Consider the following 24,059-nt stretch of genomic DNA (forward strand, 5'->3'; position numbering starts at 1 on the left):
CGCTTCGCGAAACCCAGCCTACGGCCGGTGCATGCGTCTTCGTAGAGCTCGTAGGCTGGGTTTCGCGCCAGCGAACCCCAGCGTTCACCGCGTCGCCTGCTCCACGTACTTCGCCAGCGCCTCCACCTGCTCCGCGCTCAACTGCGTGAACGCCGGCATCTGCCCGATGCCCGTCTTCAGCGCCTGCCGCACGCGCGCCGCGTCCGGCTTCAGTTCATCCAGCGACGGCCCGATCGCGCCCGTCGCGCCCGCGTCCTTCAGGGTGTGGCACAACGCGCACGCCGGCGTCACGCTCGTGAACAGCTTGCGGCCGTCCTCGTCGGCCGCTGCCGCGGAGGCGGCGGCGAGCACCGACAGCGCGACGGCCAGGCGCAGCATCACACCACCACCAGCGGGATCGCGTGCGCGCGCCAGCCGCTGTTCAGGTAGCCGCCGCTGTTGTCCGGCGTGCTTTCCGCCTGCCAGTTGAACTGCGTGTCCTGCGCGCGCGAAGCGAGCAGGTACTGGCCCGGCTCCAGGCGCACCGGCAGCACGAACTGGCGCCAGGCGAAGCGGCCCAGGTCGGGGCCGACGAAGCGCGCCTCGCGCCAGGTCTGGCCGCCGTCGATGGAGACGTCCACGCGGCGCAGGTTGCGCGTCGCGCCCATCGCGACGCCGTGCACCTGCACCCAGCCGGCCTTCACCGGCCCCGTTTCCGGCGCGGGGCCGTTGATCCACGACTTGAGCTCCATCTCCCACACCGAGGGCTCGGTGGGCTGGTGCTTCTGGCCGGGGGGAGAGATGCGGTAGCCGGTGCGCTGGATGGCCGCATCGCTTTCGTCGGCCGTGAACGCGAGCCGCTTCACGTACTTGATGTTGTTGACGCCGCTGTAGCCCGGCACCACCAGCCGCAGCGGCCCGCCGTGCGCGTGCGGCACCGGCTCGCCGTTCATTTCCCAGGCGAGCAGCGCGTCTTCCATCGCCTTCAGCGGCACGGAACGCTCCACCATCACGCTCTTCGGGTCCACGCCCGCGGGCAGCGTCTCGCCGCCCGTGCCGGTCATGAAGCGCGCAGCGCCGTCGACGCCGCCGAGCGCCGCCACGACGTTGCGCACCGGCACGCCGCTCCAGATCACGCAGCCGGCGGCGCCGACCTGCCACTTGGTGCCGCTCGGCTTGCTCGCGAAGTAGCCGCGGCCGTTGCCGGAGCATTGCAGCACCGCGGCCACCGTCTCCAGGCCCATCGTCCTGAGGTCGGCCACCGTGAGCATGCGGGGCTGGCGCACGCCTTCCACGGACAGCACCCAGGCATCGCGGTTCGCGACGATGGACACGTCGGGCGCCGGCAGGTTGTTGCGGATGTAGAGGCGTTCCGCCGGCGTGATGATGCTGGTGCCGAAGGCGCTGCGCTTGGTCTCGATCGTCGTCCCGGTGTGCACGATCACGTGCTCCGCATCCTTCCACGCCACGTAAGGGGGCAGCGCGGGGCGCGGGGGCGCGGCAGCGGGGGCCTGCGCCAGGGCGCGTCCGCCGAGGCTGGCGGCGGCCAGCGCGGTGGCGCTGCCGGCCAGCAGGCCGCGGCGCGAGAGGTCGGTGGGTCGATCGCTGTTCATTGCATGCTCCTCCGGGGAAAGGGGACGTCACTGCGCGGCGGCCGCGTCGAACTTCATGCCGGAGCTGCGCCACTCCGGGAAGCCGCCGCGGAACCAGTGCACCCTGGTGTAGCCAGCCTTTACGGCCGCGGTGGAAGCCTTGAAGCTTTTCCAGCACTCCGGCCCGTTGCAGGCGAGCACGAGCGGTGCGTTCTTGTCCGGCCCGAGCTTCGCCACGTCGAACTGGTCCAGCTTCGCGTCGAAGTCGGCGTCCTTGTGGCTCTTCTCGTGGTACGGCACGAGGATGGCGCCCGGCACGTGGCCGGCCTTGAACTCCACGTCGTTGCGCGTGTCCACGTAGGTCGCGCCGGACTGCAGGAGCTGCGCGACGGCCTTCGCGTCCACGACGGTGGCGCCGGCGAGCGCGCGCGGCGTGAAGTAGCCGAGCGTGGAGACGTACTTGAAGTCGTCGATGGTGTGCGTGGTGGCCTTCGCGTTCTCGCCGCGCAGCAGCTGCGCGAGCCCCGCCGATTCGGCCAGGGCCGCCTGCAGGCTCTCGGCGCCGGGGCGCAGGGTGTCCTTGATGACGACCGTGAGGTTCGGCACCGGCTTCGACTCCATGATCGCGCGCACCGGCTCGCCCGCGGCCACCCAGCGGTCGAACACGCCTTTCTCCACGCCCACCACGTCGCAGCGCAGCAGCTTCAGGCAGGGCAGCAGGGCGTCCTGGTAGCGCGTGTCGTACACGTCGGCGAAGTGGCGCTTGATCGTGGTGTTGGCGGCGTTGACTTCGCCGCGTACGAGGTAGGTGACCACGCTGTCCTGCAGCGGCAGGCCGAGCCGCTTGCCCTGGGCCTGCGCCAGGTTCGTGATGGAGCTGTCCCTGGGCACCACGAGCACGGCCTGCACCGGCTTGTCCATGCCCAGGACCGGCGCGTACCCGTAGCGCACCGCGCTGCCCACGACGTGCGCGGGCGCAACGTAGACGTCATGGATCTTCGCGCGGGTGGCGCCGAGGTCCGCCGTGGCGTCGGCCGAGAGCACGACCTGCATGCCGTTGGGCGCGTGCCGGCGCAGGGCCTGTTCGAGCACGGACTTCCAGGCGGTGTAGAGCGCCACGCGGGACTGTTCGCTGCTGTCCCCGGGATTCACCAGCACGCGCAGCGGTGCGGTGGACGGTGGCGCGGACTGCTGCGCGAATGCGGTCGCGGCGAGCATCGCCGCGACGCCAGGAACGAGCCACTTGTTGCCCATGTTCCGCCCCCTTCTCGTGCCGCGGCGCTCCCAGCACCTGCACGGCCACGTTGGATTCAGTGTGTTGAAAGGTTTCGGCCTTGGAAAGGGGGCGCGGCCCGGGGCGGCCTGTTATTTACGTCTTGTTGCGAACCCGGTTGCGCGCGCGCCTCATGCCTCCAGCCGCAGCTTCGATTCGGCGATCACCCGCTTCCACTGCCCGAAGTCCGCCGCGATCTGGCGCGCGAAGATCTCGGGCGAACTGCGCACCGGCGTCGAGCCGGAGTTGAGCAGGCGCTTCTGCACCTCCTCGGAGGCGAGCACCTCCTTCACCGCCGCATCGATCCTGGCCACCACCGGCGCGGGTGTCTTCCCCGGCGCGACGAGGCCGACCCAGGAGTTCACGTCCAGTCCCTTCAGCTCGGGGAAGGGGAGCTCGGAGAGGGCCGGCACGTTCGGCAGCGCAGGCGAACGCTTCGCGCTCGTCACCGCGATCCCCTTGAGCGTGCCGGCACGGATGTCGCCGGAGGTGGTCGGCACGGCGGCGAGCATCAAGGGGATCTGGCGACCGAGCACCTGCGCGCGCGCGTCGCCGCCGCCGCGGTACGGGATGTGCACGGCGTAGAAGTTCAGCCGCAGCTTCAGCAACTCCATCGTGAGGTGGCCGGTGCTGCCGACGCCCGCCGTGCCGAAGTCGATGGTGCCCTTGCCGGAGCGCAGCGTTTCCTGCGCCACGCGCACGAGGTCGGCGAAGTCGCGTCCCGGGAAGCTGGGGTGCGCCGTGATCAGCACCGGCGAATCCACGACCTTCGCGATCGGCGCGAAGTCCGCGATGGGATCGAAGCCGACCCCCGGGTTGGCGGCCGGGATGGTGACGTGCGTGCCGTCGAACGCGACCAGCAGCGTGTAGCCGTCGGGGGCGCTGCTCGCCACCATCCTGGTCGCGATCGCGCCGCCCGCGCCGGTGCGGTTCTCCACCACCACGGACTGCCCCAGCACCTCGCCGAGGCGGGGCGCGATGATGCGAGCGGTCTGGTCGGCGATGCCGCCGGGCGCGAGGCCGACCACCAGGCGGATCGGTTTGGACGGGTAGTCGTCGGCGCGGACCGCCGGAACGGCGGCCACGGACGAAGCGACGAGTCCCTGGGTGAAGGTGCGGCGGGTGATCATGCGGCCTCCTGCTGGATGGGCGAGGCAAGGACGTACTTGCCCTTGATCTGGGAGCGGTGCAGCGTGCGCACTTCGTCGGCCGGGAAGGCGTCGCGCCGGTGCATGGTGGTGAGGTTGTTCCAGAGCACCACGTCGCCGAGCTTCCACTGGTGGCGCAGCGTGATCTCCGGCATCGTGGCGTAGCTCCAGATGATGTTCAGCAGGCGCTCCGATTCGTCGACCGGCAGCCCCGCGATCCACGCATTGCGGCGGCGCCCGAGGTACAGCGTGTGTTCGCCGGTCTCGGGCTGCACGATCACGATGGGATGCAGCGTGCCGACGGACTCGCGCGGGTCGTCGTTGGCGACCATGCCCTTGCGCAGGTTGCCGCCGCTGTCGTAGGTGCCGTCATGCTTGATCGCCAGGCGGCGCACGCGCGCCACCAGGTCCGCGGGCATCGCGCGCAGGGCCGCGGGCATGCTGGCGAACCACGTATCGCCGCCGGTGCTGGGGAGCTCCACCGACCACAGCATGGACGCGAGCGGCGGCCGCTCCAGGTAGGACATGTCCGTGTGCCAGGACGCCTCGCCGTCGCCCAGCGCGCCGATGGGCTCGCCTTGCGCGTTCTTCCGGTTGGAGACGACGTACAGGTTGGGGTAGCCCGGCACGCTCTTGCGGCCCGCGCCCTGATTGGGCGGCGGGTCGAGCTCGCCGATCATGGCGGAGAAGCGCTCGAACTGCGCGTTCGTGAGGCGCTGGCCGCGCAGCACCACGACGTGGTGCTTCTTCCAGATCTCGTGCACCTGCCGGAATTCGGCGGGGGTGATCTCCGCGAGGTCCACGCCTTCGATGGTGGCGCCCAGCGCGGGCGTGATGGGGGTGTGGCGGATGGCCATTCTTCTCCCTTCGTTCCTCTAGACGATTCCCGCGGTGCGCGACGCCAGCGACAGGTCCACGAAACGCGAACCGGTGCGCTCGCTGCGGCTGAAGCGCATGTTGGTGTAGCCCAGGTCCAGGCCGCCGACGCGGCCCATGCCTTCGATGATGGAAGCCCGGGTTTCGCTGCGGGCGTTGCGCATGCCTTCGGCGAGCGCCAGGCCGGTGATGAAGCCCTCGAGCGACACCGGCGTGACCGCCACCTTCATCTCCTTCGCCAGCGCGACGAACTCGCGCACCACCCAGTACTTCTCGCGGGTGTACTCGGGCACCACCACGCTGAAGCCGACGCCGGCGGCGTCCTTGCCCAGGTCCGCGAGCATCTTCTCGCGGTCCACGAAGGAGATCACCACCTTGGGCAGCACCAGGGTGCGCGGCGCGTACTCGCGCATCAGGCTGGTCAGGGGTGCGTTGTTGGCGAGCGCGATCAGCACCTCGGGCTGGTTCCTCTCCAGCGTCTTGATGGCGGCGGCGTTCAGGCCCGGGCCCTTGCGGTCGACGCCCGCGGTCACCGTCAGCTGGCCCCCGTGCTTGGCGAGGATCTTCTCCAGCAGCGGCACGTTGGTGGCCCGCGCGTCTTCCAGGTGCAGGAAGCCGAAGCGGGTGAGGCCCAGCAGGCGGTAGTGCTGCACGATCGCGTCCATCTCGCGCTCGTAGCTGGCGCGCGTGGTGAAGGTCGTGGCGGCCTTGTCGCCATAGAGCAGCGGCGTGCCGGAGAACGCGCCGACGAGCGCGATGCCCTCCTTCGCCGCGAGCACCGCGCCCGCCTCGGAGCAGGGACGCGTGGTGAACCCGGTGAGCGCGAGCACCTTGGGGTTGCCCGTGAGCAGTTCGACGTTGGCTTCCGTCTTCGCCTTGTCGCCCTGGTCGTCGAGCGACATGAGCTGCAGGTTGCGCCCGTCGATGCCGCCGTTGCGGTTGGCGTGCAGCAGCGCGGCGAGGATGCCGTCGCGCATGGCGGTACCGAACCCGGCCTGCGGGCCGGTGAGCGCGGCGGACTGGCCGACCACGATGGGGGCAGCGGCAAGAGCCGTGCGGATGGCGGCCGGCGAGGCCAGGGTGGCGGCAGCGATGCCGAGCCCCTGCGCCAGCAGGTGACGACGCTTCATTGTTGTGACTCCCTCCCGCGCGGGGACCGCGCTGCGCGAGTGTCACGAACGGTGCTTGCGGATGACTAGAGGGAATCGGCTAGGGCTGCGGCAACTTACGGGCGGTTGCAAACAGGGCTACACATTTGGTAGCAGACTGGCCTTCGCGGATGCGCTGTTGCGCGCTCCGGTAAGCGCGCTGCTTAGAACGGCATGGGGAATCGGGGCTAAGCCGTGTGCAACAGGCGTGTCCGCGCATCGCGGACCGGCGGTCAGCCGCGGGGGCGGAATTCGATGACGACGGGAGAGGGCACGCGCCCGTCGATGTCGCGCGGCAGCACTTCGGTCTTGTCCAGCGCGCGCAGCACCGCGTCGTCCCACGACTTCACGCCGCTGGAGCGCACGAGGCGCTTGCCGACGATGGTGCCGTCCGGCGAGGTGCGCACTTCGACCTCCGCCTTCGGGTTGCCGGTCACCGCCTCGGTGAACACGATGTTGGGCCGCACGCGCGCCTGCACGCGGCCGGCCCAGCTCTCGGAGGGGCCCGCGGAACGCGCCGCCGTGCCTTGCGACGTGGGCGCGCCCGTGCCGCCGGCCATGCCCTGGATCCGCTTGAGGTTCTCCTCGCGCTGCTTCGCGACGCGCTCCGCCTCGCGCGCCTCCTGCTCCTGCTGCCTGCGCTTCTTCTCTTCTTCCTTCTTCTTCGCCTCGGCCAGCAGCTTCTGCTGCTCCAGCTTCTTCTGCTTCGCGAGTTCTTCCTCGCGCTTCTTCTTCGCCTCGGCGAGCGCGCGCTGCTTCTCCAGCTCCGCTTCGCGCTTCTGCTGCTCCAGGCGCTTCTGCTTCTCGCGCTCCAGCGCGATGTCGGCCTGGCTCTTCACCGGGGGCTCGGGAGCGGGAGGTGCCTTCACCACCGGCGGCGGAGGAGGGGGGGCGGGGGGGACCACTTCCTTGGGCGCGGCCTGCTGCGGGAGGGCGGACCAGAGCTCCGCTTCCACCGCCGCATCCTGCGCGTCGCGCTGCCAGCGCAGCCCGTGGGTGAGGCCGGCGATCAGCAGCGCGTGCGCGAGCACCGCCAGCGCGAAGCCGCGCAGCATGCTGCGCTCGGGCGGCGGCGCGAACTCGGGACGGTCGGCGGAAGCGTCCATGGGGACCTAACGGGTGGTCTGCACCGAGAGGCCGACGCGCTGCACGCCCGCCTTCTGCAGCGTGTCCATCACCTGCACCACGGCCTCGTACTTCACGTTGCGGTCCGCGCTGATCACCACCGCCACGCTGCCGGGCGGGTGGCCGCTCTGCGCCTGCAGGACGGCCGGCGCGATCTGCTGCAAGGTCATTCCCTGCGTCTTGTCGCCGTTCTTCAGCTCCAGGCGTTCGTCCTTGCCCACGATCACCTGCACCACCTTGTCCGGCTGGCGGGCGGCCTTGCCCACGGTGGGCAGGTCGATGAGGCTGGGCGTGATCAGCGGCGCCGTCACCATGAAGATGATCAGCAGCACCAGCATCACGTCGATGAACGGGACCATGTTGATCTCGTTCATCGTGCGGCGCCCGCGTCCGCGGTGTGCGACGTGCGGCATGGCCTAGTGCCCGGAGGGCGTGGCGCTCAGGGCGCCCAGGTTGCGCTGCAGGATGTTGGAGAACTCCTCGATGAAGGTCTCCATGCGGATCGCCACCCGGTCGATGTCGCGCGCGAAGCGGTTGTACGCGACGACCGCGGGGATGGCGGCGAACAGGCCGAGCGCGGTGGCGACCAGCGCTTCCGCGATGCCGGGCGCGACGGTCGCGAGCGTCACCTGCTGCAGCGCGCCCAGGCCGGTGAAGGCATGCATGATGCCCCACACGGTGCCGAACAGGCCCACGTAAGGCGACACCGAGCCCACCGAGGCCAGGAAGGACAGGTGCGTCTCCACCGCGTCCATCTCGCGCTGGAAGCTCGCGCGCATGGCGCGGCGCGCGCCATCCAGCAGCGTGCCGGCGTCGCCGATGCGGCGCTCGCGCAGCTTCTGGTATTCGCGCATGCCGGAGGCGAAGATGCGTTCCATGGGCCCTGCCATCTTGGCGTTCTGCGCCGCCGAGGAGAACAGGTCGTTGAGGCTGGTGCCGGACCAGAACTCGCGCTCGAAGTCATCGTTGAGCGACTTCACGCGGCGCAGCGCGAACAGCTTGCCGAAGATGGCCGCCCAGCTGGTCACGGAGACGACGAGCAGGAGCAGCATCACGAGCTGCACGACGAAGCTGGCTCCGAGCACCAGCTGGAGGATCGAAAGGTCCTGGTTCATGCCTCTTTGTTTTTCAGCACTGCAAGGATCGCGTCCGGGATGCGTCCCGGCCGCAGCGTTGCCGCGTCGACCCACCCGATGCGGATCGTCCCAACCGCCAGCAGGGTGCCACCCCGCCGTGCTTCCTGGGCAATTATGAGAGACGCGCGTCCACTGGCTTCGAGCTGGGCCGTAACAAGAAGTTCATCGTCCAGGCGCGCGGGGGCGAGATGGCGCACGGACGTCTCGCTGACCACGAACATCCCGCCGCCTTCTTCCTTCAGCGTGCCTTGCGCCACGCCCAGCGAGCGCAGCCACTCGGTGCGCGCGCGCTCGAAGAACTTCAGGTAGTTCGCGTAGAAGACGATGCCGCCGGCGTCGGTGTCTTCCCAGTAGACGCGGACCGGCCACGTAAAGACCGGATGCTGCGTCATTGCAACAGGCCCTTCAGCCGCGCGGCGGCTTCCTGCAGCTGCTGCATCGAGTTGGCGGTCGAGAAGCGCACGAAGCGGCTGGTCTCGGCCTGGCCGAAGTCCCGGCCGGGCGTGATCGCCACGTGGGCCTTCTTCATCACCTCGAAGGCGAAGTCCCAGCTGCCCTGCACGCCGAGCCGGCGGGCCGCGTCGCCGCAGTCCGCCCACGCATAGAACGCGCCGTCGGGCATCACCGGCACCTGCAGCCCCATCTCCTGCAGCTGCGGCACGAACCAGTCGCGGCGCGCCTTGAATTCGGCGCGGCGCCGCTCGTATTCCGCGATGCTCTCGTCCTCGAAGCAGGCGAGCGCCGCGTACTGCGCCACCGTGCTCGGGCAGATGAAGAGGTTCTGCGCGAGCCGCTCCAGCGCCGGCACCAGCACCTCGGGCACGACCAGCCAGCCGAGGCGCCAGCCGGTCATGTTGAAGTACTTGGAGAAGCTGTTGATGCTCACCACCTGGTCGTCGATGGCGAGCGCCGTGTGGCCGAAGGTGTCTTCGTACGACAGGCCCAGGTAGATCTCGTCCAGCAGCGTGATGCCGCCCTGCGCCTGCACGAAGGCGTGGATGCGCCGCAGTTCGTCCGGGTGGATCGAGGTGCCCGTGGGATTGGACGGCGAGGCGAGCAGCACGCCCCGCGTCTTCGGACCCCAGTGCTCCTGCACCTTGGCGGCGCTGAGCTGGTACCGCTCTTCGGCCGTGGTCGGGATCAGCACCGCATCGCCTTCCGCCGCGCTCACGAAGTGGCGGTTGCAGGGGTAGCTGGGGTCCGGCATCAGGATCTCGTCGCCGGCCTCGATCAGCGCGAGGCACGCCAGCTGCAGCGCCGCGGAGGCGCCCGCCGTCACGACGATGCGGCGCGCGGGCACGTCGACGCCGAAGCGCTGGGCATACCAGCCGCTGATGCGTTCGCGCAGGCGGTCGAGGCCGAGTGCGTGCGTGTACTGCGTGCGGCCGTCGCGGATGGCGCGCGCCGCCGCGTCCTGCACCAGCGGCGGGGCGGTGAAGTCCGGCTCGCCGATGTTGAGGAAGATCATCGGCCGGTCGCTGCCCGCGTACTCGCGCGCGAGCTGCGAGGCGGCCTTGCCGACCTCCATCACGTAGAACGGCTCGATGCGTTCGGCGCGCCGCGCGATCTTCATCAGGGCCTGGCCTTGCCGGCGGCGCGGTCCGCCTCGACTTCCACCGAGCGCAGCTTGGGCGCCAGGCCGTTCAGCACGCCGTTGACGTACTTGTGGCCGTCGGTGCCGCCGAACTCCTTGGCGAGCTCGATGCATTCGTTGAGCACCACGCGCCAGGGCACGTCGGGCGCGTGCAGGAACTCGTAGGCGCCGATCCACATCACGGCGTGCTCGATCGGGGAGATCTCCTCCAGCTTGCGATCGAGCAGCGGCACGATCAGGGCGTCGAGCTCCGCCGACTCGCGGATGCAGCCGTGGAGCAGGGCGTCGTAGTGGACGGCGTCCGCCTTGTGGAAGCCCGAGAGCCCGCGGGTGAACTGGTCGATGGACTCGGCATCCTGGCGGCCCACGAGGTGCTGGTACAGCGCCTGCACGGCGAACTCGCGGGCGCGGCTGCGGGGCGGCTTGGTCGAGGACTTGCGCGGTTCGGTGCTCACCCGATGTCCTCCAGCAGGTTGGCCATCTCGATGGCGACCTGCGCCGCATCGCGGCCCTTGTCCACCTGGCGCGCCACGGCCTGCGCCATGTCCTCGGTGGTGAGGATCGCGTTCGCGATGGGCAGCTGGTAGTCCAGCGCCACGCGCGTCACGCCGGCGGCCGATTCGTTGGCGACCAGCTCGAAGTGGTAGGTCTCGCCGCGGATGATGCAGCCGAGCGCGACCAGCGCGTCGTAGCCGCCTTTTTCCGCCATCGCCTGCAGGGCCACCGGTACTTCCAGCGCGCCGGGCACCAGCACGTGCTCGATGTCCTTCTCGGCGACGCCGTGCGCCAGCAGCTCCTCGCGGCAGGCCTGCGCCAGCGTGTTCGTCACGTCCTGGTTGAAGCGGGCCTGCACGATGCCGATGACGAGGTCCTTGCCGTCCAGGCGATCGGCCTTGCCCTTGTCTGCACCAAACATGAAAGTCCTTTGTTGTTATGCGTTGGATCGCGGGGTATAGCCCGCGATCTCGAGGCCGTAGCCGGCCATGCTGGGCAGCCGGCGCGGCGTGCCCATCACGTTCATCTTCTGCACGCCCAGCTCGCGCAGGATCTGGGCGCCGACGCCGTAGGTGCGCAGGTCCATGCGGCCGCGCTCCGGCGCGTGCGAGGCTCGCGCGGTGCCTTCGAACTGCGCGAAGAGCTGGTCGGCGGTCTCGCCGCAGTTGAGGAGCACGGCGACGCCGAAGCCGGTGTCGGCGATGTGCTTGAGGCTCGCGTCGAGGCTCCAGGAATGCATGCCGCGGTTCACTTCCAGGGCGTCGAGCACCGACAGCGGCTCGTGCACGCGCACGGGGACGTCCTGCGTCGGCTGCCACTCGCCCTTGACGAGCGCGAGGTGCAGGCCCTGGCTGGGCTTGTCGCGCCAGGCATGGACCATGAACTCGCCGTAGGCGGTGACCAGCGGCCGCTCGCCGACCTTCTCGACGAGGCTCTCGTTGCGGCTGCGGTAGTGGATCAGGTCGGCGATGGTGCCGATCTTCAGCCCGTGTTCGGCGGCGAACAGCTGCAGGTCCGGCAGCCGGGCCATCGTGCCGTCGTCCTTCATGATCTCGCAGATCACGGCGGCGGGCGTCAGGCCCGCCATGGCGGCCAGGTCGCAGCCGGCTTCCGTATGGCCGGCGCGCATCAGCACGCCGCCGTCCACGGCCTGCAGAGGGAAGATGTGCCCGGGCTGCACGAGGTCTTCGGCCTGCGCGTTGCGCGCGACCGCGGCCTGCACGGTGCGGGCGCGGTCCGCGGCGGAGATGCCCGTCGTGACGCCTTCGGCCGCCTCGATCGAGACGGTGAAGGCCGTGCCCATCTTCGTGCCGTTGCGGGCGACCATCGGCGGCAGCTGCAGCCGCTCGCAGCGGTCGCGCGTAAGCGTCAGGCAGATGAGGCCGCGCCCGAACCGGGCCATGAAGTTGATGGCCTCGGGGCTCACGTGGTCGGCGGCGAGCACGAGGTCGCCCTCGTTCTCGCGGTCTTCCTCATCGACGAGGATGACGATACGGCCGGCCTTCATCTCGGCCACGATCTCCTCGACCGGCGAAATGGCCACCGGCTGCAGCGGTGCGCGCGCGTTCATGCAATGGTCTTTCCGGCGCTCAGCATGCGCTCGACGTAACGGGCGATCAGGTCGATCTCCAGGTTGACCCGGGTGCCGGGCTGGAGGGCGTGCAGCGCCGTGTTCTGCACGGTATGGGGGATGAGGTTGATGCTCAGTTCGGTGCCTTCGCGCGTGTCGGCCACCGCGTTGACGGTGAGGCTCACGCCATTGACGGTGATGGAGCCCTTGTAGGCGAGGTACTTGCCCAGCGCCTGCGGGGCCAGGATGCGCAGCTCCCAGCTTTCGCCCACGGCCTCCATCTTCAGCACGGTGCCGACGCCGTCGACGTGGCCGGAGACGAGGTGGCCGCCGAGCCGGTCCTGCGGGCGCAAGGCCTTTTCCAGGTTCACGGCGCCGGGGCGGTCCAGGCCGGCCGTCTTGTCCAGGGACTCGGCGGAGATGTCGATGGTGAAGCGGCTGGCGTTGGCGTCCATGGAGGTCACCGTCATGCAGGCGCCGTTGAGGGCGATGCTGTCCCCGAGCCCGACGTCGTCCAGGTAGCCGGCCGGGGCGCTCACGGTGAGGCGCTTGCCGTGCTGCCGGGAAGAGCCGAGGTCGTCGATGGCGGCGATACGCCCGACGCCGGTGATGATGCCGGTGAACATCCGCGCATTTTGACAGGTACGGCGGACGCCTCCCTGCCAGCACGCAGAGTCCCTCTGCTTTGCCGCAGGTTCGGGACCCCGCCCTCCCTGCGCTCCCGCAAAGAACCTAGAAGCGGTCGCGTCCGGGGATGCGCGCGACGACCCGCAGGTCCACGCCCACCCGTTGCACGTCGGTGAACTCCAGCGGCACGGCGTCGTCCAGGCCAGCCAGCGGACCGATGTTCACCATGCCCCGGCCGGCCCCGAGCAGCCTGGGGGCGAGGTAGACCAGGAACTCGTCGACCAGGCCTTCGCGCAGCAGGGAGCCGTTGAGCTTGAAGCCGGACTCCACGTGCAGTTCGTTGACGCCGCGGCCGCCCAGGTCCTTCAGCAGGGCGGCGAGGTCGACCTTCCCGCCGGCGCCCGGCAAGTGGGTGACCGTGGCGCCGCGGGCCTCCAGCCGCTGCTGTGCCTCCGGCTCGCGTGCCGCGGCATAGATCCAGACCGGGCGCCCCGGCACGGCGAACAGGGCGGCATCGGCGGGCGTCTGCAGTCGGCTGTCGACGACCACCAGCGGCGGCTGTCTGCCGACCGGCGCCAGGCGCACGTCCAGCCGCGGGTCGTCCTCCAGCACCGTGCCGATGCCGGTCAGGATGGCCCCCGCGCGGGCACGCCAGGCATGCCCATCGGCGCGTGCCGCCTCGGCCGTGATCCACTGGCTCTGCCCGTCCGCGAGCGCCGTCTGCCCGTCGAGCGACGCGGCGACCTTCATGCGCACCCATGGCGTGCCGCGCACCATGCGGCTGAAGAAGCCGATGTTCAGTTCCCGCGTGGCCTCGGCGCCAGGGCCGACCTCCACCGCGACGCCGGCGGCGCGCAGCCGTGCGAAGCCCTGGCCGGCCACGAGCGGATTGGGATCCTGCGCCGAGGCGACCACCCGGGCGATGCCGGCAGCCACCAGCGCATCGCAGCAGGGCCCGGTGCGGCCGTGGTGGGAGCAGGGCTCGAGCGTCACGTAGGCGGTCGCGCCTGCGACAGGGTTGCCGCGCCGGGCAGCGTCCTGCAGCGCGGCGATCTCGGCGTGCGGGCCGCCTGCTTCCTGCGTGTGGCCTTCGCCGAGGATGCGCCCCGCGGCGTCCTCGAGCACGCAGCCCACCCGCGGGTTCGGCTCGCTGATGCCCACGGCCTTGCGCGCGTGCTGCAGGGCGAGCTCCATCTTCCGGGTCATTGCGTTGGTCGTCGTTCCGTGTTCGTCTGTCGGCAGTGGCGACAAGGTCCAGCGCGCACATGCATGAGCCATGCCCACTCGTCAAGGGACGCCTGCCGCCGGTCGCAGGCCCGTGGAGAGGTCCGCCACCTGCCTCCGATACTTGCGGCCATTATGAAATCAAACAGCCGCGGTCTCACCCTGATCGAGCTGCTCGTCACGCTGGCGGTCATGGGCATCCTCTCGATGCTCGTGATCCCCTCGTTCTCCGTGCTGCTGGCCAAGCGCGCCGTCCAGGCGGCGGCGTCGGACGTCGCTTCCGACCTGCGCCTGGCGCGCTCGGAAGCGGTGAAGCGCTCCAACTACGTGACGGTCTGCCGGTCCACGGACGCGTCCACGTGCGCGGCGGCGGGCAGCTGGCACACCGGTTGGGTCGTCTTCCTGGACCTCAACGGCAACGGCGCGATCGACGGCGCCGGGGACACGATCCTGCGGGTGCACCAGGAAGTGTCCGGGATCCAGTCCATGGGGAACACCGATCCGTCCACGACCAAGGCTGCATTGACTTTCCGCCCGAACGGGCTGGGGGTCGGGATCAATGACACTTGGATGGTCACCCCGCTCGCGTCCAGCAAGCCGGGAACCACCCGCCTGATGTGCATCTCCAGCCAGGGCCGCCTGACCCTGCGCGAACCGGGAGCGACGGCATGCTGAGCCCCATGAACCTGCGCCGCCCGGTGCGGCAGCCCGCGCGCCGGTCCACGCTGCGCGGCGCGAGCCTGATCGAGGTGCTGGTGGCGATCCTGATCGCGTCGCTGGGCCTGCTGGCGTTCGCCGGCCTCACCGCGTCTTCGGTGCGCTACACGAAGATGTCCCAGTACCGGGCGACGGCGACGCAGCTGGCGCAGGACATCGCGGAGCGCGCCCGCGCCAACATCGTGGACGGCAACGTGACGGCCTACGAGTTCCTGGGGAGCTTCTCCTCGCAGGCGACGGCGCCGACCCTGCCGGCCAAGACCTGCCAGGCCGCGGCGGACACCTGCAGCGTGGCCGAGATCGCGGCCATGGACCTGTACGAATGGCAGCAGGCCGCGCGCAAGCTCCTGCCGGAAGGGTCCGTGTTCCTGCAGAGGGACGCGGCCGTGCTCGGCGCCTTCGACCTCTGGCTGGCCTGGCGCGACCCGACGCTGGCGACGGGCGAGTCCAAGGAGGTGGCCAAGGAATGCCCGAACGACCTGGGCGTCGACAGCGAGGACGGGGTGCGCTGCATGTATTTCCGGGTGAAGCTGTGAGGGGCGCCACGATGAAGACTTTCCGTTCCCAGCGCGGCGTCTCGCTGATCGAGCTGCTGGTGTCCATGGTCATCGGCCTGGTGGTCGTGGGCGCCATCGTCGTCAACTACACCAGCACGGGCGCGACCAGCGCCCGCCAGACCGCCCTGGGCCAGATGGGCGAGGACGCCCAGCTCGCCTTCAACCTGCTCGCGCGGGACCTGCAGATGGCGGGGTACTCGGAGCCGACCAAGATCGACGCCGCGGCCACGACGTTCACCAAGATCTACAGCGGTCGTCCCATGTTCGCGTGCGCGACGCCCATGGTGAACCCCAAGGTGGCGCTGTCCGGGTCCAAGGAGGACGGGGTCACCTGCACCGCGGCCGGCCCGAGCGTGAGCACCGCGACCCATGCCCTGGTCGTCAACTACCAGGGAACCAACGCCAACGCCGTCCTGAACGCGGCGAACGTCCCGACCAACTGCCTCGGGTCCGAGGCGATCGCGATGACGACCGTCGGCCCTCCGGTCTACAACTACCGCTTCGTCAGCAACCGGTATTACGTCGACACGAGCGGCACCACCGGCCGCCCGGAGCTCAAGTGCGCCGCGCCCGGCGAGGACGGCCAGCCGCTGATCGAGAACGTGGAGGCCATGCGGATCTCGCTGGGCCAGGCCGATGCGGCCAACCCCCGCCGGCCGGTGCGCTACGTCGCGCCCGACCAGCTCGTCGGCGGCGACTGGGGCACCGTGGTGGCCGTGCGGATCTGCCTGCTGATGCGCAGTTCGGAGAAGCTGCTCGCCGCGGAAGACGACAACAAGTACATCGACTGTTCCGGCGCGGAGGTGGCCTCCGCCGACGGCAGGCTGCGGCGCGCGTTCTATTCGACGGTCGCCCTGCGCAACAAGACGGCGTTCTGAACATGCGAGTCCCAGCCCACACCCCCCTGGCCCGCGCGCAGCGCGGCGTGTCCCTGATCATCACCATGGTGATGCTGGTGATCATCGGCCTGACGGCGGCGGCCGCCATGCGGTCGGCCATCTCGTCCGAGAAGGTCATCAACAACATGCGTTCCGAGGCGCTCGCGCAGCAGTACGCGGAAGCCGCGCTGCGGTACTGCGAGCAGCAGATGGCGCTGCCCTCGGTCAGCCGGGTGGCCAAGCTTCAGGACGACCAGATCGCGACGATCGACTACGGCGCCGCCACGAAATGGGAAACGACGACCAGCTGGGTGGGTGGCACGCCGGCGCGCGTGATCGTGCCCAACGAGCAGTTCAAGAACACCGACAGCTCCTTCTCGCCGAGCGTGGCGCCCCAGTGCATGGCCGAGAAGCAGAAGCTCGCGGATGGCACGAGCGTCGCGGTGGTGGTGACGGCGCGCGGCTTCAGCCCCGACTACGCGGCGGACGCCGATGGCAAGACGACAGCAGGTTCGGTGGTGTGGCTGCAGTCCACATCAGCGTTCAACTAGTTGACCGGAGAGATCCAATGAAAACAAGGAAGAACGTCGACGGGACCAGGCGCATGACGGGCGCCGCCGGCGTGCTGCTGGCAGCCTGCCTGGCGGCAGGGCTGCCATTCGCGGCGCAGGCCCAGGAGGCGCCGGCGCAGAAGCCATTGACCAGCCGCGAAGGGGGCAGCACGATCCCGAACATCGTCCTTACGATGGACGAGTCGGGGTCGATGGCCTTCCAGTTCCTGCCGGAAGGAACGTTCAAGGTCGGCTCGTACACGGTGGAGTTTCCCTCGTACACGCTGGTGATGCACCCGGACGACCCGCGCATGGGGAACAACAACACCTGGACGGGCATCGTCCCGGCGGACCTCACTAACGAGAGCGTGTTCCAGAAGCAGATGCGGTCCCCGGACCTCAACAAGGTCTACTACAACCCGGAAGTGCGCTACCTGCCGTGGATCAAGGAGGACGGGACCCGGATGGCGGACGCGACCTATACGGCGGTCCGCACGAACCCGCTGAACTCGACGCCCACGCTGAACCTGAGCACCACGTTCACCAAGAAGTCACCGCGCGGTGCCAACGACGAGGCCGAGTGGTGCAACTCTACGGCGGACACGACGGCTGGCCGGAACAACGAGTGTTTCGACACGAGCCAGCGGCCGTTCAACCCGGGCATCTTCTACCGGCTCAAGAAGGACAACGCCGGCGCGTACCTGAATCCCGCCACCAGCAGCAATTACACGCTGTACAACCTGAACGGCTCGCCTTCGATCACCTGGGGCAAGGACAGCTACCCGGCGCGGACGGACTGCGGCACCACCTGCACGCTGGCGCAGGAAAAGCAGAACTTCGCCAACTGGTACCAGTACCACCGCTCTCGCCTGCACGCCGCGCAGGCCGGCGTGCCGGAAGCCTTCCAGAGCTTCGACGAGAAGCGCCTGCGCGTGGGCTGGGGTGACATCAAGAAGGGCTCGACCACCGTCGACGGCAAGGCGACTTCGATCGTGGAGAAGGGCGTGCGGCCTTTCGACGGCACGACCAAGACCGGCCTCTTCACCTGGATGCGCAGCATGAGCGTGTCGGGCGGCACGCCGCTGCGCAACGCCATGTACGGCGTCGGCGAGTACTACAGCCGCTCGGACAACGCCGGGCCCTGGGGCGACAACCCCGGCAGCACCACCAGCGGGCCGCACAAGACCTGCCGCCGCGCCTACAACGTGTTCGTGACGGACGGCTACTGGAACGACCAGGATCCGCCGTCCGGCGTCGGCAACAGCGACAACACGAAGGGCACGATCATCGCGCCCAACGGCTACCAGTACCTGCCCACGCGTCCCTACCAGGACAGCAACAGCGATGTGATGCTGGCCGACGTCGCCATGCACTTCTGGAAGCGCGACCTGCGGCCCGACCTGGACAACAAGGTCCTGCCGACCGCCGACAACCCGGCCTACTGGCAGCACATGGTGAACTTCACCGTGGGCTTCGGCGTGAAGGGCAAGCTCGATCCGGCGACCGACCTGCCCAAGCTGTCCGACGGCACCAAGGCCTGGACGGACGACAAGATCGACGACCTGTGGCACGCCGCCGTGAACTCGCGCGGCCAGTACTTCAGCGCGACGAACGCGTCGGAACTGGCGGATGCGATCCGCACGTCGCTGAACAGCGCGGTCGAACGCGAATTGAAGGAAGCCGGCGTGGCCGCCGCTGCCACCGTGCTGGAAGACGGCAACCGCAAGTACATTCCGAAGTACCGCACGGGCGTGTGGTCGGGCGACGTGGACGCGTATCAGCTCGATGCGAACGGCCAGACCGGCGCCAAGCTCTGGTCCGCGAGCGAGCACCTGCCGGCGTGGCAGAACCGCAAGATCTTCACCTGGGACAGCGGCCTGGCGTCGCCCAAGGGCGTGGCCTTCGACTGGGCGGCGCTGACCACCGCGAGCAAGACGGCCATGGGGGCCAAGGGCTCCCAGACGCTCGTCAACTTCATCCGCGGCGACCGCAGCAACGAAGGCACGACCAGCGGTACCTACCGCAAGCGTGACGCCGTCATCGCGGACATCGTGAACTCCACGCCGGTGTTCGCCAAGGACGGCATCGTCGAGCCGTATTCCAAGCTGCCGAACATCGGCACCGCCTACGCGACCTTCCAGGAACAGAAGGCGGCCCGCACCGGCGTGCTGTACGTGGGCGGCAACGGCGGCATGCTGCACGGCTTCGTGGATTCCAAGGGCGCGACGCCCGCGACCGACGGCACCGAAGTGTTCGCCTACGTGCCGCGTGCGGTGTACCCGAACCTCGGCACCCTGACCGACCAGGACTACGGCGGCCCGACCAAGTACCACCAGTTCTTCGTGGACGGCGCGCTGTCCGAGCGGGACGCCTATGTCCGGGCGCCCGGTGCCGGGGTGCCCAGCTGGCGCAACTACCTCCTCGGCGCGCTCGGCGCCGGCGGCCGGGCCGTGTTCGCGCTCGACGTGACCGACCCGAACACGCTCGGCGCTTCCACCGTGCGCTGGGAGGTGTCCTCCGACGCGCATCCCGAACTGGGCTACATCACCACCCCGATCGAAGTGGGCGTGGTGGACGACGGCAGCACCACGGGCAAGTGGGTTGCGCTCTTCGGCAACGGCTACGTGGACAACAACACGACCAAGGCGACCCTGTTCGTCGTCGGCCTGCAGGACGGCGCCGTCACCAAGCTGGAGGTCGACGCCGCGACCAAGAACGGCCTGGGCGGCGTCACGCTCAAGCGCAACAGCTTCGGCCAGATCGAGTCGCTCTTCGCGGGCGACCTGCGCGGCAACCTGTGGAAGATCAACTGGAACAAGTCCAGCGGCAAGTTCGAGGTGTCGAACAGCGGCAAGCCGCTGTTCACGACGCCGAGCAACCAGCCGATCGTGCAACCGCCGATCGTCACGGCGCATGCCGACGGTGACTGGGTGATCTTCGGCACCGGGCGCCTGCTCACCGTCGGCGACGCCGATTCCTCGCAGCTGCAGGCGCTCTACGGCCTGCGCCTGAAGACCTCGGACGTTTCCGGTACCACCCTCACCAAGAGCAACCTGGTGGCGCGCACGATCGCGGTCGTCACCGGCGCGGACAACTCGACCTACTTCGACCTGAACGGCACCGCGGTCGACTGGAAGAACACCACGTACAAGGGCTGGTCGATCGACCTCACGGTCGCGGGCTACAGCGGGCTGAGGGTGTCCTATGCACCGCAGACCATCGCCGACGAACTGGCGTTCTTCAGCCTGATCGCGCCGGCGCAGAACGTGGCCGAGTGCGAGCAGGCGACGGGCCGCGGCGTGAACCTGATCTTCCCGCTCGAGACGGGCCTGAGCCCGACGCAGTGCATCCTGGACACGAACGGCGACGGCAAGATCGACAGCTCGGACAACTGCGACGTGGCCGGCTACGCGACCAGCGCGGACGGTATCGACGCGGTGCTCCGCAGCAGGAACACGGTCAAGACCTGCAAGGACGGGGATTGCACCGAGGAAACGCGCTTCAGCATCCAGAACACCACCGGAGGCCGCTTCATCAAGTGGCAGAAGAAGTTCAAGGAAGAGTGCACGGTGGACTGCGACAAGCCGGAAGAGAAGCCGCACACCGCCAAGGACCGCGTCTGGCGCCGCATCGTCAACCCGCCGATCCGTTGAGAGGACAAGCCATGAAGAGACTGCAAGGGAGGGCCGGCGGCTTCACGCTGATCGAGCTGATGATCGTGGTGGCGATCGTCGGGATCATCGCGGCGGTCGCGTTGCCCTCGTACACGAAGCACATCGCGCGGGGCAAGCGGGCGGACGCCCGCGCCACGCTGCTCGAGGCTTCGCAGTACATGGAGCGGAACTACTCCGCCAAGAACAAGTACGAGGCCAGCCTGCCGGACCGGCTGAAGCGCTCGCCCCAGAACGGCGACATGGCGTACGAGATCACCGTGGAACTGACCGGCGGCGGCAGCGGCTACACGCTCAAGGCGCTGCCCATGTGGACCGACAACGACTGCGGCACCCTCGTGCTGACGCACACGGGCATGAAGACCCGCGAGGGCGGCGGCTTCAGCGACGCGCAGTGCTGGAAGTAATGGCCTGAGGCTCGCCCGAGCCACTTTGTCACCCGGCGCGGGTCCGTATTCACGGCCCGCCGCCGCGCGGGGTGCCTACATTGCCGTGCCATGCACGGTGCCCGCGCCTTCACCCTCCTCGAACTGCTCGTGACGCTGTGCGTCGCGTCCGTCCTGCTTTCGGTCGCGGTGCCATCACTGGCGCGGCTGCACGCGTCGGCGCAGCTCTCCACCATCGCGCGCGGCTTCCTCGAAAGCCTGCGCCTCGCGCGCAGCGAGGCGGTGAAACGCGGCGGGCGGGTGGTCATGTGCAAGTCCGCCAACGGCACCACCTGCGCCGACACGGGCGGGTGGGACCAGGGCTGGATCATCTTCCAGGACAACAACGCCAATGGCGCGCACGAAGCGAACGAGACCCTGATCCAGCAGACCCAGGCGCTCGACCGGGACGTGGTGCTGACGGGCAATGCGCCGGTCGCGCGGTCCTTCACTTTCGTGGGGCAGGCCGCCTCGCGCACGGGCACCGGGGCGATGCAGGCGGGGACGCTCACCGTGTGCCGCCGCTTCGCGGAGGAGGGCGGCGGGCGCCAGATCGTCGTTTCGAGCGGGGGCCGCGCGGACATCCGGCGGCTCAAGGTGCTCAGCTGCGGCTGAGGCGCAGCGGGGTCACCGCCGGATCTCGTCGATCACCGTCCTGAATTCGTCGATGTCCTCGAAGCTGCGGTAGACGCTCGCGAAGCGGACGTAGGCGACCTTGTCCAGCTTCTTCAGCTCGCGCATGACGAGCTCGCCGATGCGCGAGCTGGGGATCTCGCGCACGCCGAGGTTCAGCAGCTTCTCCTCGATGCGCTCCACGGCGCTGTCGATCTGGTCGGTGCTGACGGGCCGCTTGCGCAGCGCGAGGTTGAACGAGCCGAGCAGCTTCGCGCGGTCGTACTCGATGCGCCGGCCGTCCTTCTTCACCACCGCGGGGAACGTCACGTCCGGCCGCTCGTAGGTGGTGAAGCGCTTCTCGCAGTGCGCGCACTGGCGCCGGCGGCGGATGAAGTCCCCGTCCTCGGCCATGCGCGTCTCCACCACCTGGGTGTCGCCGTGGCCGCAGAAGGGGCACTTCATCGCCGGCTTACTTGTAGACCGGGAAGCGGCGCGTCAGGGCATTCACCTGCTCGCGCACCTTCGCGATGTTGGCCGCGTCGCGCGGGTTGTCCAGGACGTCCGCGACCAGGTTGGCCGTGATCCGCGCCTCTTCCTCCTTGAAGCCGCGGGTGGTCATCGCCGGCGTGCCGATGCGCACGCCGCTGGTGACCATCGGCTTCTCGGGGTCGTTGGGGATCGCGTTCTTGTTGATGGTCATGTGGGCGTCGCCCAGCACGGCTTCGGCTTCCTTGCCCGTGATGCCCTTGGAACGCAGGTCCACCAGCATGACGTGGCTCTCGGTGCCGCCGCTCACGATGCGCAGGCCGCGCTTCGTCAGCGTCTCGGCCACGACCTGGGCGTTCTTCACCACCTGCTGCTGGTAGGCCTTGAACTCGGGCGACAGCGCCTCCTTGAAGGCCACCGCCTTGGCGGCGATCACGTGCATCAGCGGGCCGCCCTGCAGGCCGGGGAAGATGGCGCTGTTGATCGCCTTTTCGTGCTCGGGCTTCATCAGGATGAAGCCGCCGCGCGGGCCGCGCAGGCTCTTGTGCGTGGTGGAGGTCACCACGTCGGCGTGCGGCACCGGGTTGGGGTACACGCCCGCGGCGATCAGGCCGGCGTAGTGGGCCATGTCCACCATGAAGATGGCGCCGACGTCCTTCGCGACCTTGGCGAAGCGGGCGAAGTCGATGCGCAGGGAATAGGCGGAGGCGCCGGCGATGATCAGCTTCGGCTTGTGCTCGTGCGCCTTGCGTTCCATCGCGTCGTAGTCGATGGCTTCTTCCTTGTTCAGGCCGTAGCTCACCACGTTGAACCACTTGCCGGACATGTTCAGCGGCATGCCGTGGGTGAGGTGGCCGCCTTCGGCCAGGCTCATGCCCATGATGGTGTCGCCGGGCTTCAGGAAGGCGAGGAACACCGCCTCGTTGGCCTGGGCGCCGGAGTGCGGCTGGACGTTGGCGGCGGCGGCCCCGAACAGCTGCTTGATGCGGTCGATGGCCAGCTGCTCGGCGACGTCGACGTTCTCGCAGCCGCCGTAGTAGCGCTTGCCGGGATAGCCCTCGGCGTACTTGTTGGTCAGCTGGGTGCCCTGGGCGGCCATGACGGCGGGCGAGGCGTAGTTCTCGCTCGCGATCAGCTCGATGTGCTCTTCCTGGCGGCGGTTCTCGGCCTGGATGGCGGCCCAGAGTTCGGGGTCGGTCTGTTCGATGAGGATGTTGCGGTCGTACATGGCAGTCCTGCGTGGTCCCTGTGCTCTGACAAGGGCTGCCCAGGCGAACGGCTGAACGCGCATGTGCACGCCGTCGCGGTCAGGATGACCGCAGCGGCCAGTGGCCGCTTGCGCGCACATGCACGGTACGCTCCCCAGTGGTTCGAGAATCCACGTCAGCGCCCGGGCCGCTGGGGCCGGGGCGCCTATCGCCAGTCGCGTACGACGGAGAGTTTAACGCAGGGGCGGATCAGACCGCCGGGGCCGGTTCCTCGATCTTGGTCGCCGGGGGCGTCTCGATCGGCGCGACCGTGCGCAGCGGCTGCGGGGGCAGCAGCGGCACCGCCTTGCCCGTGGCCACTTCCTTCAGGCGGGCGTACTCGGCGAGCACCTTGCCGCCGTAGCCGCCGTCGTCCGGGTGGAGCGCGGCGCCGACGTAGAACTTCAGGCCCGCCTCGACCGAGCCGGCGCGCTGGATGCACTCCTGCAGCACCTTGGCCCCGACGCGGAGGTTGGTGACCGGGTCGAAGGCGGCGAGCTTGCCGCCGAAGTTCTCGTACTTGTCGCTGTGGATGCCGGTCATGACCTGCATCAGGCCCTGCGCGCCCACGGGACTCTGGGCGAACGGGTTGAAGCTGGACTCGATGGCCATCACCGACAGCAGCAGCAGCGGGTCGATGCGGGTGCGCTCGCCCACTTCGTAGGCTTCGGCCACCAGGGCGCTCAGGGGCTCCGGGGCGACCCGGTACTTCTTGCTGAGCCAATACGCGACGGCGGCCTGCTGCTTGGGCAGGTCCTTCGGGTTCAGGGCCGTGGCCCGGTCGATGGCATCGAGCTCCGGCACGACGCCGAGCGCCTGCACCTGGCGCGCATGCAGCCAGGACATGAGTTGCGATTCCCCGGCCTGACGGAGGTCGGGCCGGGCGAGGAGGGTCAGGATGGAGAACACCACCGCCAGCCCCACCACTGCGAAGCCGTTGTGCGTGATCTCGAAGAACCCTTGGGCGACATCGCAGACGAAGGTCTGCACGCCCTGGGCCAGTTTTCCTAACGCTGTCATAGCACTTCCTTTCTACGCGGGGCTCTGCGGGGTTGCGCCCTCGGGGGCACGTCACCGTCGTTGCCTCGTTTGGATTGGTACGCTGTCGGTGCGGAGGCCCGGTCC

Annotated in this window: 26 protein-coding genes; 7 read left to right on the forward strand and 19 right to left on the reverse strand. The window is 69.2% G+C overall.

What is annotated here, in order from left to right; all coding sequences use genetic code 11:
- Window positions 1–84: 84 nt before the first annotated feature.
- The 16 genes from sorU to ribD form a co-directional block, all read right to left on the reverse strand.
- On the reverse strand, window positions 85–378 hold the full coding sequence (gene sorU / locus H8N03_RS18720; RefSeq protein ID WP_187077723.1) for a SorU family sulfite dehydrogenase c-type cytochrome subunit: 294 nt from the start codon (window positions 376–378) through the stop codon (window positions 85–87).
- Complete coding sequence (gene sorT / locus H8N03_RS18725; RefSeq protein WP_187077724.1) at window positions 378–1,592, reverse strand: SorT family sulfite dehydrogenase catalytic subunit; 1,215 nt, start codon at window positions 1,590–1,592, stop codon at window positions 378–380. Before sorT ends, sorU begins: the two co-directional genes overlap by 1 nt.
- A 27-nt stretch (window positions 1,593–1,619) precedes the next feature.
- On the reverse strand, window positions 1,620–2,825 hold the full coding sequence (locus tag H8N03_RS18730) for a rhodanese-like domain-containing protein (RefSeq protein WP_255428284.1): 1,206 nt from the start codon (window positions 2,823–2,825) through the stop codon (window positions 1,620–1,622).
- Window positions 2,826–2,975: 150 nt separating this feature from the next.
- On the reverse strand, window positions 2,976–3,974 hold the full coding sequence (locus H8N03_RS18735) for a Bug family tripartite tricarboxylate transporter substrate binding protein (protein ID WP_187077725.1): 999 nt from the start codon (window positions 3,972–3,974) through the stop codon (window positions 2,976–2,978).
- Complete coding sequence (locus tag H8N03_RS18740) at window positions 3,971–4,849, reverse strand: TauD/TfdA dioxygenase family protein (RefSeq protein WP_187077726.1); 879 nt, start codon at window positions 4,847–4,849, stop codon at window positions 3,971–3,973. Before H8N03_RS18740 ends, H8N03_RS18735 begins: the two co-directional genes overlap by 4 nt.
- 18 nt (window positions 4,850–4,867) lie before the next feature.
- Window positions 4,868–5,998, reverse strand: a complete 1,131-nt coding sequence (locus H8N03_RS18745; RefSeq protein ID WP_187077727.1) for an ABC transporter substrate-binding protein — start codon at window positions 5,996–5,998, stop codon at window positions 4,868–4,870.
- Between the two features lie 251 nt (window positions 5,999–6,249).
- Window positions 6,250–7,122, reverse strand: a complete 873-nt coding sequence (tolA, locus tag H8N03_RS18750; protein WP_187077728.1) for a cell envelope integrity protein TolA — start codon at window positions 7,120–7,122, stop codon at window positions 6,250–6,252.
- Between the two features lie 6 nt (window positions 7,123–7,128).
- Window positions 7,129–7,554 (reverse strand): ExbD/TolR family protein, encoded by a 426-nt coding sequence (locus H8N03_RS18755; RefSeq protein ID WP_187077729.1) that lies wholly within the window; start codon window positions 7,552–7,554, stop codon window positions 7,129–7,131.
- A 3-nt stretch (window positions 7,555–7,557) separates the two neighbouring features.
- Window positions 7,558–8,256, reverse strand: coding sequence for a protein TolQ (gene tolQ / locus H8N03_RS18760; protein WP_187077730.1), 699 nt, complete (start codon window positions 8,254–8,256; stop codon window positions 7,558–7,560).
- Entirely contained in the window at window positions 8,253–8,669 is a 417-nt protein-coding gene (gene ybgC / locus H8N03_RS18765) for a tol-pal system-associated acyl-CoA thioesterase (protein ID WP_187077731.1), read from the reverse strand. The genes tolQ and ybgC overlap by 4 nt, the downstream gene beginning before the upstream one ends.
- Entirely contained in the window at window positions 8,666–9,850 is a 1,185-nt protein-coding gene (locus tag H8N03_RS18770; RefSeq protein ID WP_187077732.1) for a pyridoxal phosphate-dependent aminotransferase, read from the reverse strand. Before H8N03_RS18770 ends, ybgC begins: the two co-directional genes overlap by 4 nt.
- Complete coding sequence (gene nusB, locus H8N03_RS18775; RefSeq protein WP_187077733.1) at window positions 9,850–10,326, reverse strand: transcription antitermination factor NusB; 477 nt, start codon at window positions 10,324–10,326, stop codon at window positions 9,850–9,852. Before nusB ends, H8N03_RS18770 begins: the two co-directional genes overlap by 1 nt.
- Window positions 10,323–10,787 (reverse strand): 6,7-dimethyl-8-ribityllumazine synthase, encoded by a 465-nt coding sequence (ribH, locus tag H8N03_RS18780; protein ID WP_187077734.1) that lies wholly within the window; start codon window positions 10,785–10,787, stop codon window positions 10,323–10,325. The genes nusB and ribH overlap by 4 nt, the downstream gene beginning before the upstream one ends.
- A 15-nt stretch (window positions 10,788–10,802) precedes the next feature.
- Window positions 10,803–11,936, reverse strand: a complete 1,134-nt coding sequence (gene ribBA / locus H8N03_RS18785) for a bifunctional 3,4-dihydroxy-2-butanone-4-phosphate synthase/GTP cyclohydrolase II (protein ID WP_187077735.1) — start codon at window positions 11,934–11,936, stop codon at window positions 10,803–10,805.
- A complete protein-coding gene (locus tag H8N03_RS18790; RefSeq protein WP_187077736.1) occupies window positions 11,933–12,562 on the reverse strand; it encodes a riboflavin synthase in 630 nt (209 codons plus the stop codon). The genes ribBA and H8N03_RS18790 overlap by 4 nt, the downstream gene beginning before the upstream one ends.
- 106 nt (window positions 12,563–12,668) lie before the next feature.
- Window positions 12,669–13,769 (reverse strand): bifunctional diaminohydroxyphosphoribosylaminopyrimidine deaminase/5-amino-6-(5-phosphoribosylamino)uracil reductase RibD, encoded by a 1,101-nt coding sequence (gene ribD / locus H8N03_RS18795; RefSeq protein WP_187077737.1) that lies wholly within the window; start codon window positions 13,767–13,769, stop codon window positions 12,669–12,671.
- 153 nt (window positions 13,770–13,922) lie between these two features.
- On the opposite strand from ribD, the gene H8N03_RS18800 reads away from it, so the two are divergent.
- The 7 genes from H8N03_RS18800 to H8N03_RS18830 all read left to right on the forward strand — a co-directional run bounded on the left by H8N03_RS18800 (window position 13,923) and on the right by H8N03_RS18830 (window position 21,201).
- Window positions 13,923–14,462, forward strand: coding sequence for a GspH/FimT family pseudopilin (locus H8N03_RS18800; protein ID WP_187077738.1), 540 nt, complete (start codon window positions 13,923–13,925; stop codon window positions 14,460–14,462).
- 5 nt (window positions 14,463–14,467) lie between these two features.
- Window positions 14,468–15,040, forward strand: coding sequence for a type IV pilus modification protein PilV (gene pilV / locus H8N03_RS18805; protein WP_187077739.1), 573 nt, complete (start codon window positions 14,468–14,470; stop codon window positions 15,038–15,040).
- Window positions 15,041–15,051: 11 nt separating this feature from the next.
- The gene (locus tag H8N03_RS18810; protein WP_187077740.1) at window positions 15,052–15,939 is read left to right on the forward strand and encodes a PilW family protein; all 888 of its coding nucleotides are present in this window, start codon (window positions 15,052–15,054) and stop codon (window positions 15,937–15,939) included.
- A 2-nt stretch (window positions 15,940–15,941) separates the two neighbouring features.
- Window positions 15,942–16,490 carry a pilus assembly PilX family protein gene (locus H8N03_RS18815; RefSeq protein ID WP_187077741.1) on the forward strand — a complete coding sequence of 183 codons (549 nt, stop codon included), beginning with the start codon at window positions 15,942–15,944 and terminating at the stop codon, window positions 16,488–16,490.
- A gap of 17 nt (window positions 16,491–16,507) precedes the next feature.
- A complete protein-coding gene (locus H8N03_RS18820) occupies window positions 16,508–20,143 on the forward strand; it encodes a pilus assembly protein (RefSeq protein WP_187077742.1) in 3,636 nt (1,211 codons plus the stop codon).
- 11 nt (window positions 20,144–20,154) lie between these two features.
- Window positions 20,155–20,568 carry a type IV pilin protein gene (locus H8N03_RS18825; protein ID WP_187077743.1) on the forward strand — a complete coding sequence of 138 codons (414 nt, stop codon included), beginning with the start codon at window positions 20,155–20,157 and terminating at the stop codon, window positions 20,566–20,568.
- A 90-nt stretch (window positions 20,569–20,658) separates the two neighbouring features.
- Window positions 20,659–21,201 carry a GspH/FimT family pseudopilin gene (locus H8N03_RS18830; protein WP_187077744.1) on the forward strand — a complete coding sequence of 181 codons (543 nt, stop codon included), beginning with the start codon at window positions 20,659–20,661 and terminating at the stop codon, window positions 21,199–21,201.
- Window positions 21,202–21,213: 12 nt separating this feature from the next.
- Here H8N03_RS18830 and nrdR read toward each other — a convergent pair whose 3' ends face one another.
- The 3 genes from nrdR to H8N03_RS18845 all read right to left on the reverse strand — a co-directional run bounded on the left by nrdR (window position 21,214) and on the right by H8N03_RS18845 (window position 23,954).
- Window positions 21,214–21,663 carry a transcriptional regulator NrdR gene (nrdR, locus tag H8N03_RS18835; RefSeq protein WP_187077745.1) on the reverse strand — a complete coding sequence of 150 codons (450 nt, stop codon included), beginning with the start codon at window positions 21,661–21,663 and terminating at the stop codon, window positions 21,214–21,216.
- A gap of 7 nt (window positions 21,664–21,670) precedes the next feature.
- The gene (glyA, locus tag H8N03_RS18840; protein WP_187077746.1) at window positions 21,671–22,915 is read right to left on the reverse strand and encodes a serine hydroxymethyltransferase; all 1,245 of its coding nucleotides are present in this window, start codon (window positions 22,913–22,915) and stop codon (window positions 21,671–21,673) included.
- Window positions 22,916–23,144: 229 nt separating this feature from the next.
- Window positions 23,145–23,954 (reverse strand): lytic transglycosylase domain-containing protein, encoded by an 810-nt coding sequence (locus H8N03_RS18845; RefSeq protein WP_187077747.1) that lies wholly within the window; start codon window positions 23,952–23,954, stop codon window positions 23,145–23,147.
- Between the last annotated feature and the right edge of the window lie 105 nt (window positions 23,955–24,059).

This window comes from Ramlibacter cellulosilyticus, assembly GCF_014297465.1.
Taxonomy (GTDB): domain Bacteria; phylum Pseudomonadota; class Gammaproteobacteria; order Burkholderiales; family Burkholderiaceae_C; genus Ramlibacter; species Ramlibacter cellulosilyticus.

What these genes read in the sequence shown, in the direction of transcription:
- sorU (WP_187077723.1), bottom strand. Translation starts at nt 378, where the DNA reads ATGCTGCGCCTGGCCGTCGCGCTGTCGGTGCTCGCCGCCGCCTCCGCG.
- sorT (WP_187077724.1), bottom strand. Translation starts at nt 1,592, where the DNA reads ATGAACAGCGATCGACCCACCGACCTCTCGCGCCGCGGCCTGCTGGCC.
- H8N03_RS18730 (WP_255428284.1), bottom strand. Translation starts at nt 2,825, where the DNA reads ATGGGCAACAAGTGGCTCGTTCCTGGCGTCGCGGCGATGCTCGCCGCG.
- H8N03_RS18735 (WP_187077725.1), bottom strand. Translation starts at nt 3,974, where the DNA reads ATGATCACCCGCCGCACCTTCACCCAGGGACTCGTCGCTTCGTCCGTG.
- H8N03_RS18740 (WP_187077726.1), bottom strand. Translation starts at nt 4,849, where the DNA reads ATGGCCATCCGCCACACCCCCATCACGCCCGCGCTGGGCGCCACCATC.
- H8N03_RS18745 (WP_187077727.1), bottom strand. Translation starts at nt 5,998, where the DNA reads ATGAAGCGTCGTCACCTGCTGGCGCAGGGGCTCGGCATCGCTGCCGCC.
- tolA (WP_187077728.1), bottom strand. Translation starts at nt 7,122, where the DNA reads ATGGACGCTTCCGCCGACCGTCCCGAGTTCGCGCCGCCGCCCGAGCGC.
- H8N03_RS18755 (WP_187077729.1), bottom strand. Translation starts at nt 7,554, where the DNA reads ATGCCGCACGTCGCACACCGCGGACGCGGGCGCCGCACGATGAACGAG.
- tolQ (WP_187077730.1), bottom strand. Translation starts at nt 8,256, where the DNA reads ATGAACCAGGACCTTTCGATCCTCCAGCTGGTGCTCGGAGCCAGCTTC.
- ybgC (WP_187077731.1), bottom strand. Translation starts at nt 8,669, where the DNA reads ATGACGCAGCATCCGGTCTTTACGTGGCCGGTCCGCGTCTACTGGGAA.
- H8N03_RS18770 (WP_187077732.1), bottom strand. Translation starts at nt 9,850, where the DNA reads ATGAAGATCGCGCGGCGCGCCGAACGCATCGAGCCGTTCTACGTGATG.
- ribH (WP_187077734.1), bottom strand. Translation starts at nt 10,787, where the DNA reads ATGTTTGGTGCAGACAAGGGCAAGGCCGATCGCCTGGACGGCAAGGAC.
- ribBA (WP_187077735.1), bottom strand. Translation starts at nt 11,936, where the DNA reads ATGAACGCGCGCGCACCGCTGCAGCCGGTGGCCATTTCGCCGGTCGAG.
- H8N03_RS18790 (WP_187077736.1), bottom strand. Translation starts at nt 12,562, where the DNA reads ATGTTCACCGGCATCATCACCGGCGTCGGGCGTATCGCCGCCATCGAC.
- ribD (WP_187077737.1), bottom strand. Translation starts at nt 13,769, where the DNA reads ATGACCCGGAAGATGGAGCTCGCCCTGCAGCACGCGCGCAAGGCCGTG.
- H8N03_RS18800 (WP_187077738.1), top strand. Translation starts at nt 13,923, where the DNA reads ATGAAATCAAACAGCCGCGGTCTCACCCTGATCGAGCTGCTCGTCACG.
- pilV (WP_187077739.1), top strand. Translation starts at nt 14,468, where the DNA reads ATGAACCTGCGCCGCCCGGTGCGGCAGCCCGCGCGCCGGTCCACGCTG.
- H8N03_RS18810 (WP_187077740.1), top strand. Translation starts at nt 15,052, where the DNA reads ATGAAGACTTTCCGTTCCCAGCGCGGCGTCTCGCTGATCGAGCTGCTG.
- H8N03_RS18815 (WP_187077741.1), top strand. Translation starts at nt 15,942, where the DNA reads ATGCGAGTCCCAGCCCACACCCCCCTGGCCCGCGCGCAGCGCGGCGTG.
- H8N03_RS18820 (WP_187077742.1), top strand. Translation starts at nt 16,508, where the DNA reads ATGAAAACAAGGAAGAACGTCGACGGGACCAGGCGCATGACGGGCGCC.
- H8N03_RS18825 (WP_187077743.1), top strand. Translation starts at nt 20,155, where the DNA reads ATGAAGAGACTGCAAGGGAGGGCCGGCGGCTTCACGCTGATCGAGCTG.
- H8N03_RS18830 (WP_187077744.1), top strand. Translation starts at nt 20,659, where the DNA reads ATGCACGGTGCCCGCGCCTTCACCCTCCTCGAACTGCTCGTGACGCTG.
- nrdR (WP_187077745.1), bottom strand. Translation starts at nt 21,663, where the DNA reads ATGAAGTGCCCCTTCTGCGGCCACGGCGACACCCAGGTGGTGGAGACG.
- glyA (WP_187077746.1), bottom strand. Translation starts at nt 22,915, where the DNA reads ATGTACGACCGCAACATCCTCATCGAACAGACCGACCCCGAACTCTGG.
- H8N03_RS18845 (WP_187077747.1), bottom strand. Translation starts at nt 23,954, where the DNA reads ATGACAGCGTTAGGAAAACTGGCCCAGGGCGTGCAGACCTTCGTCTGC.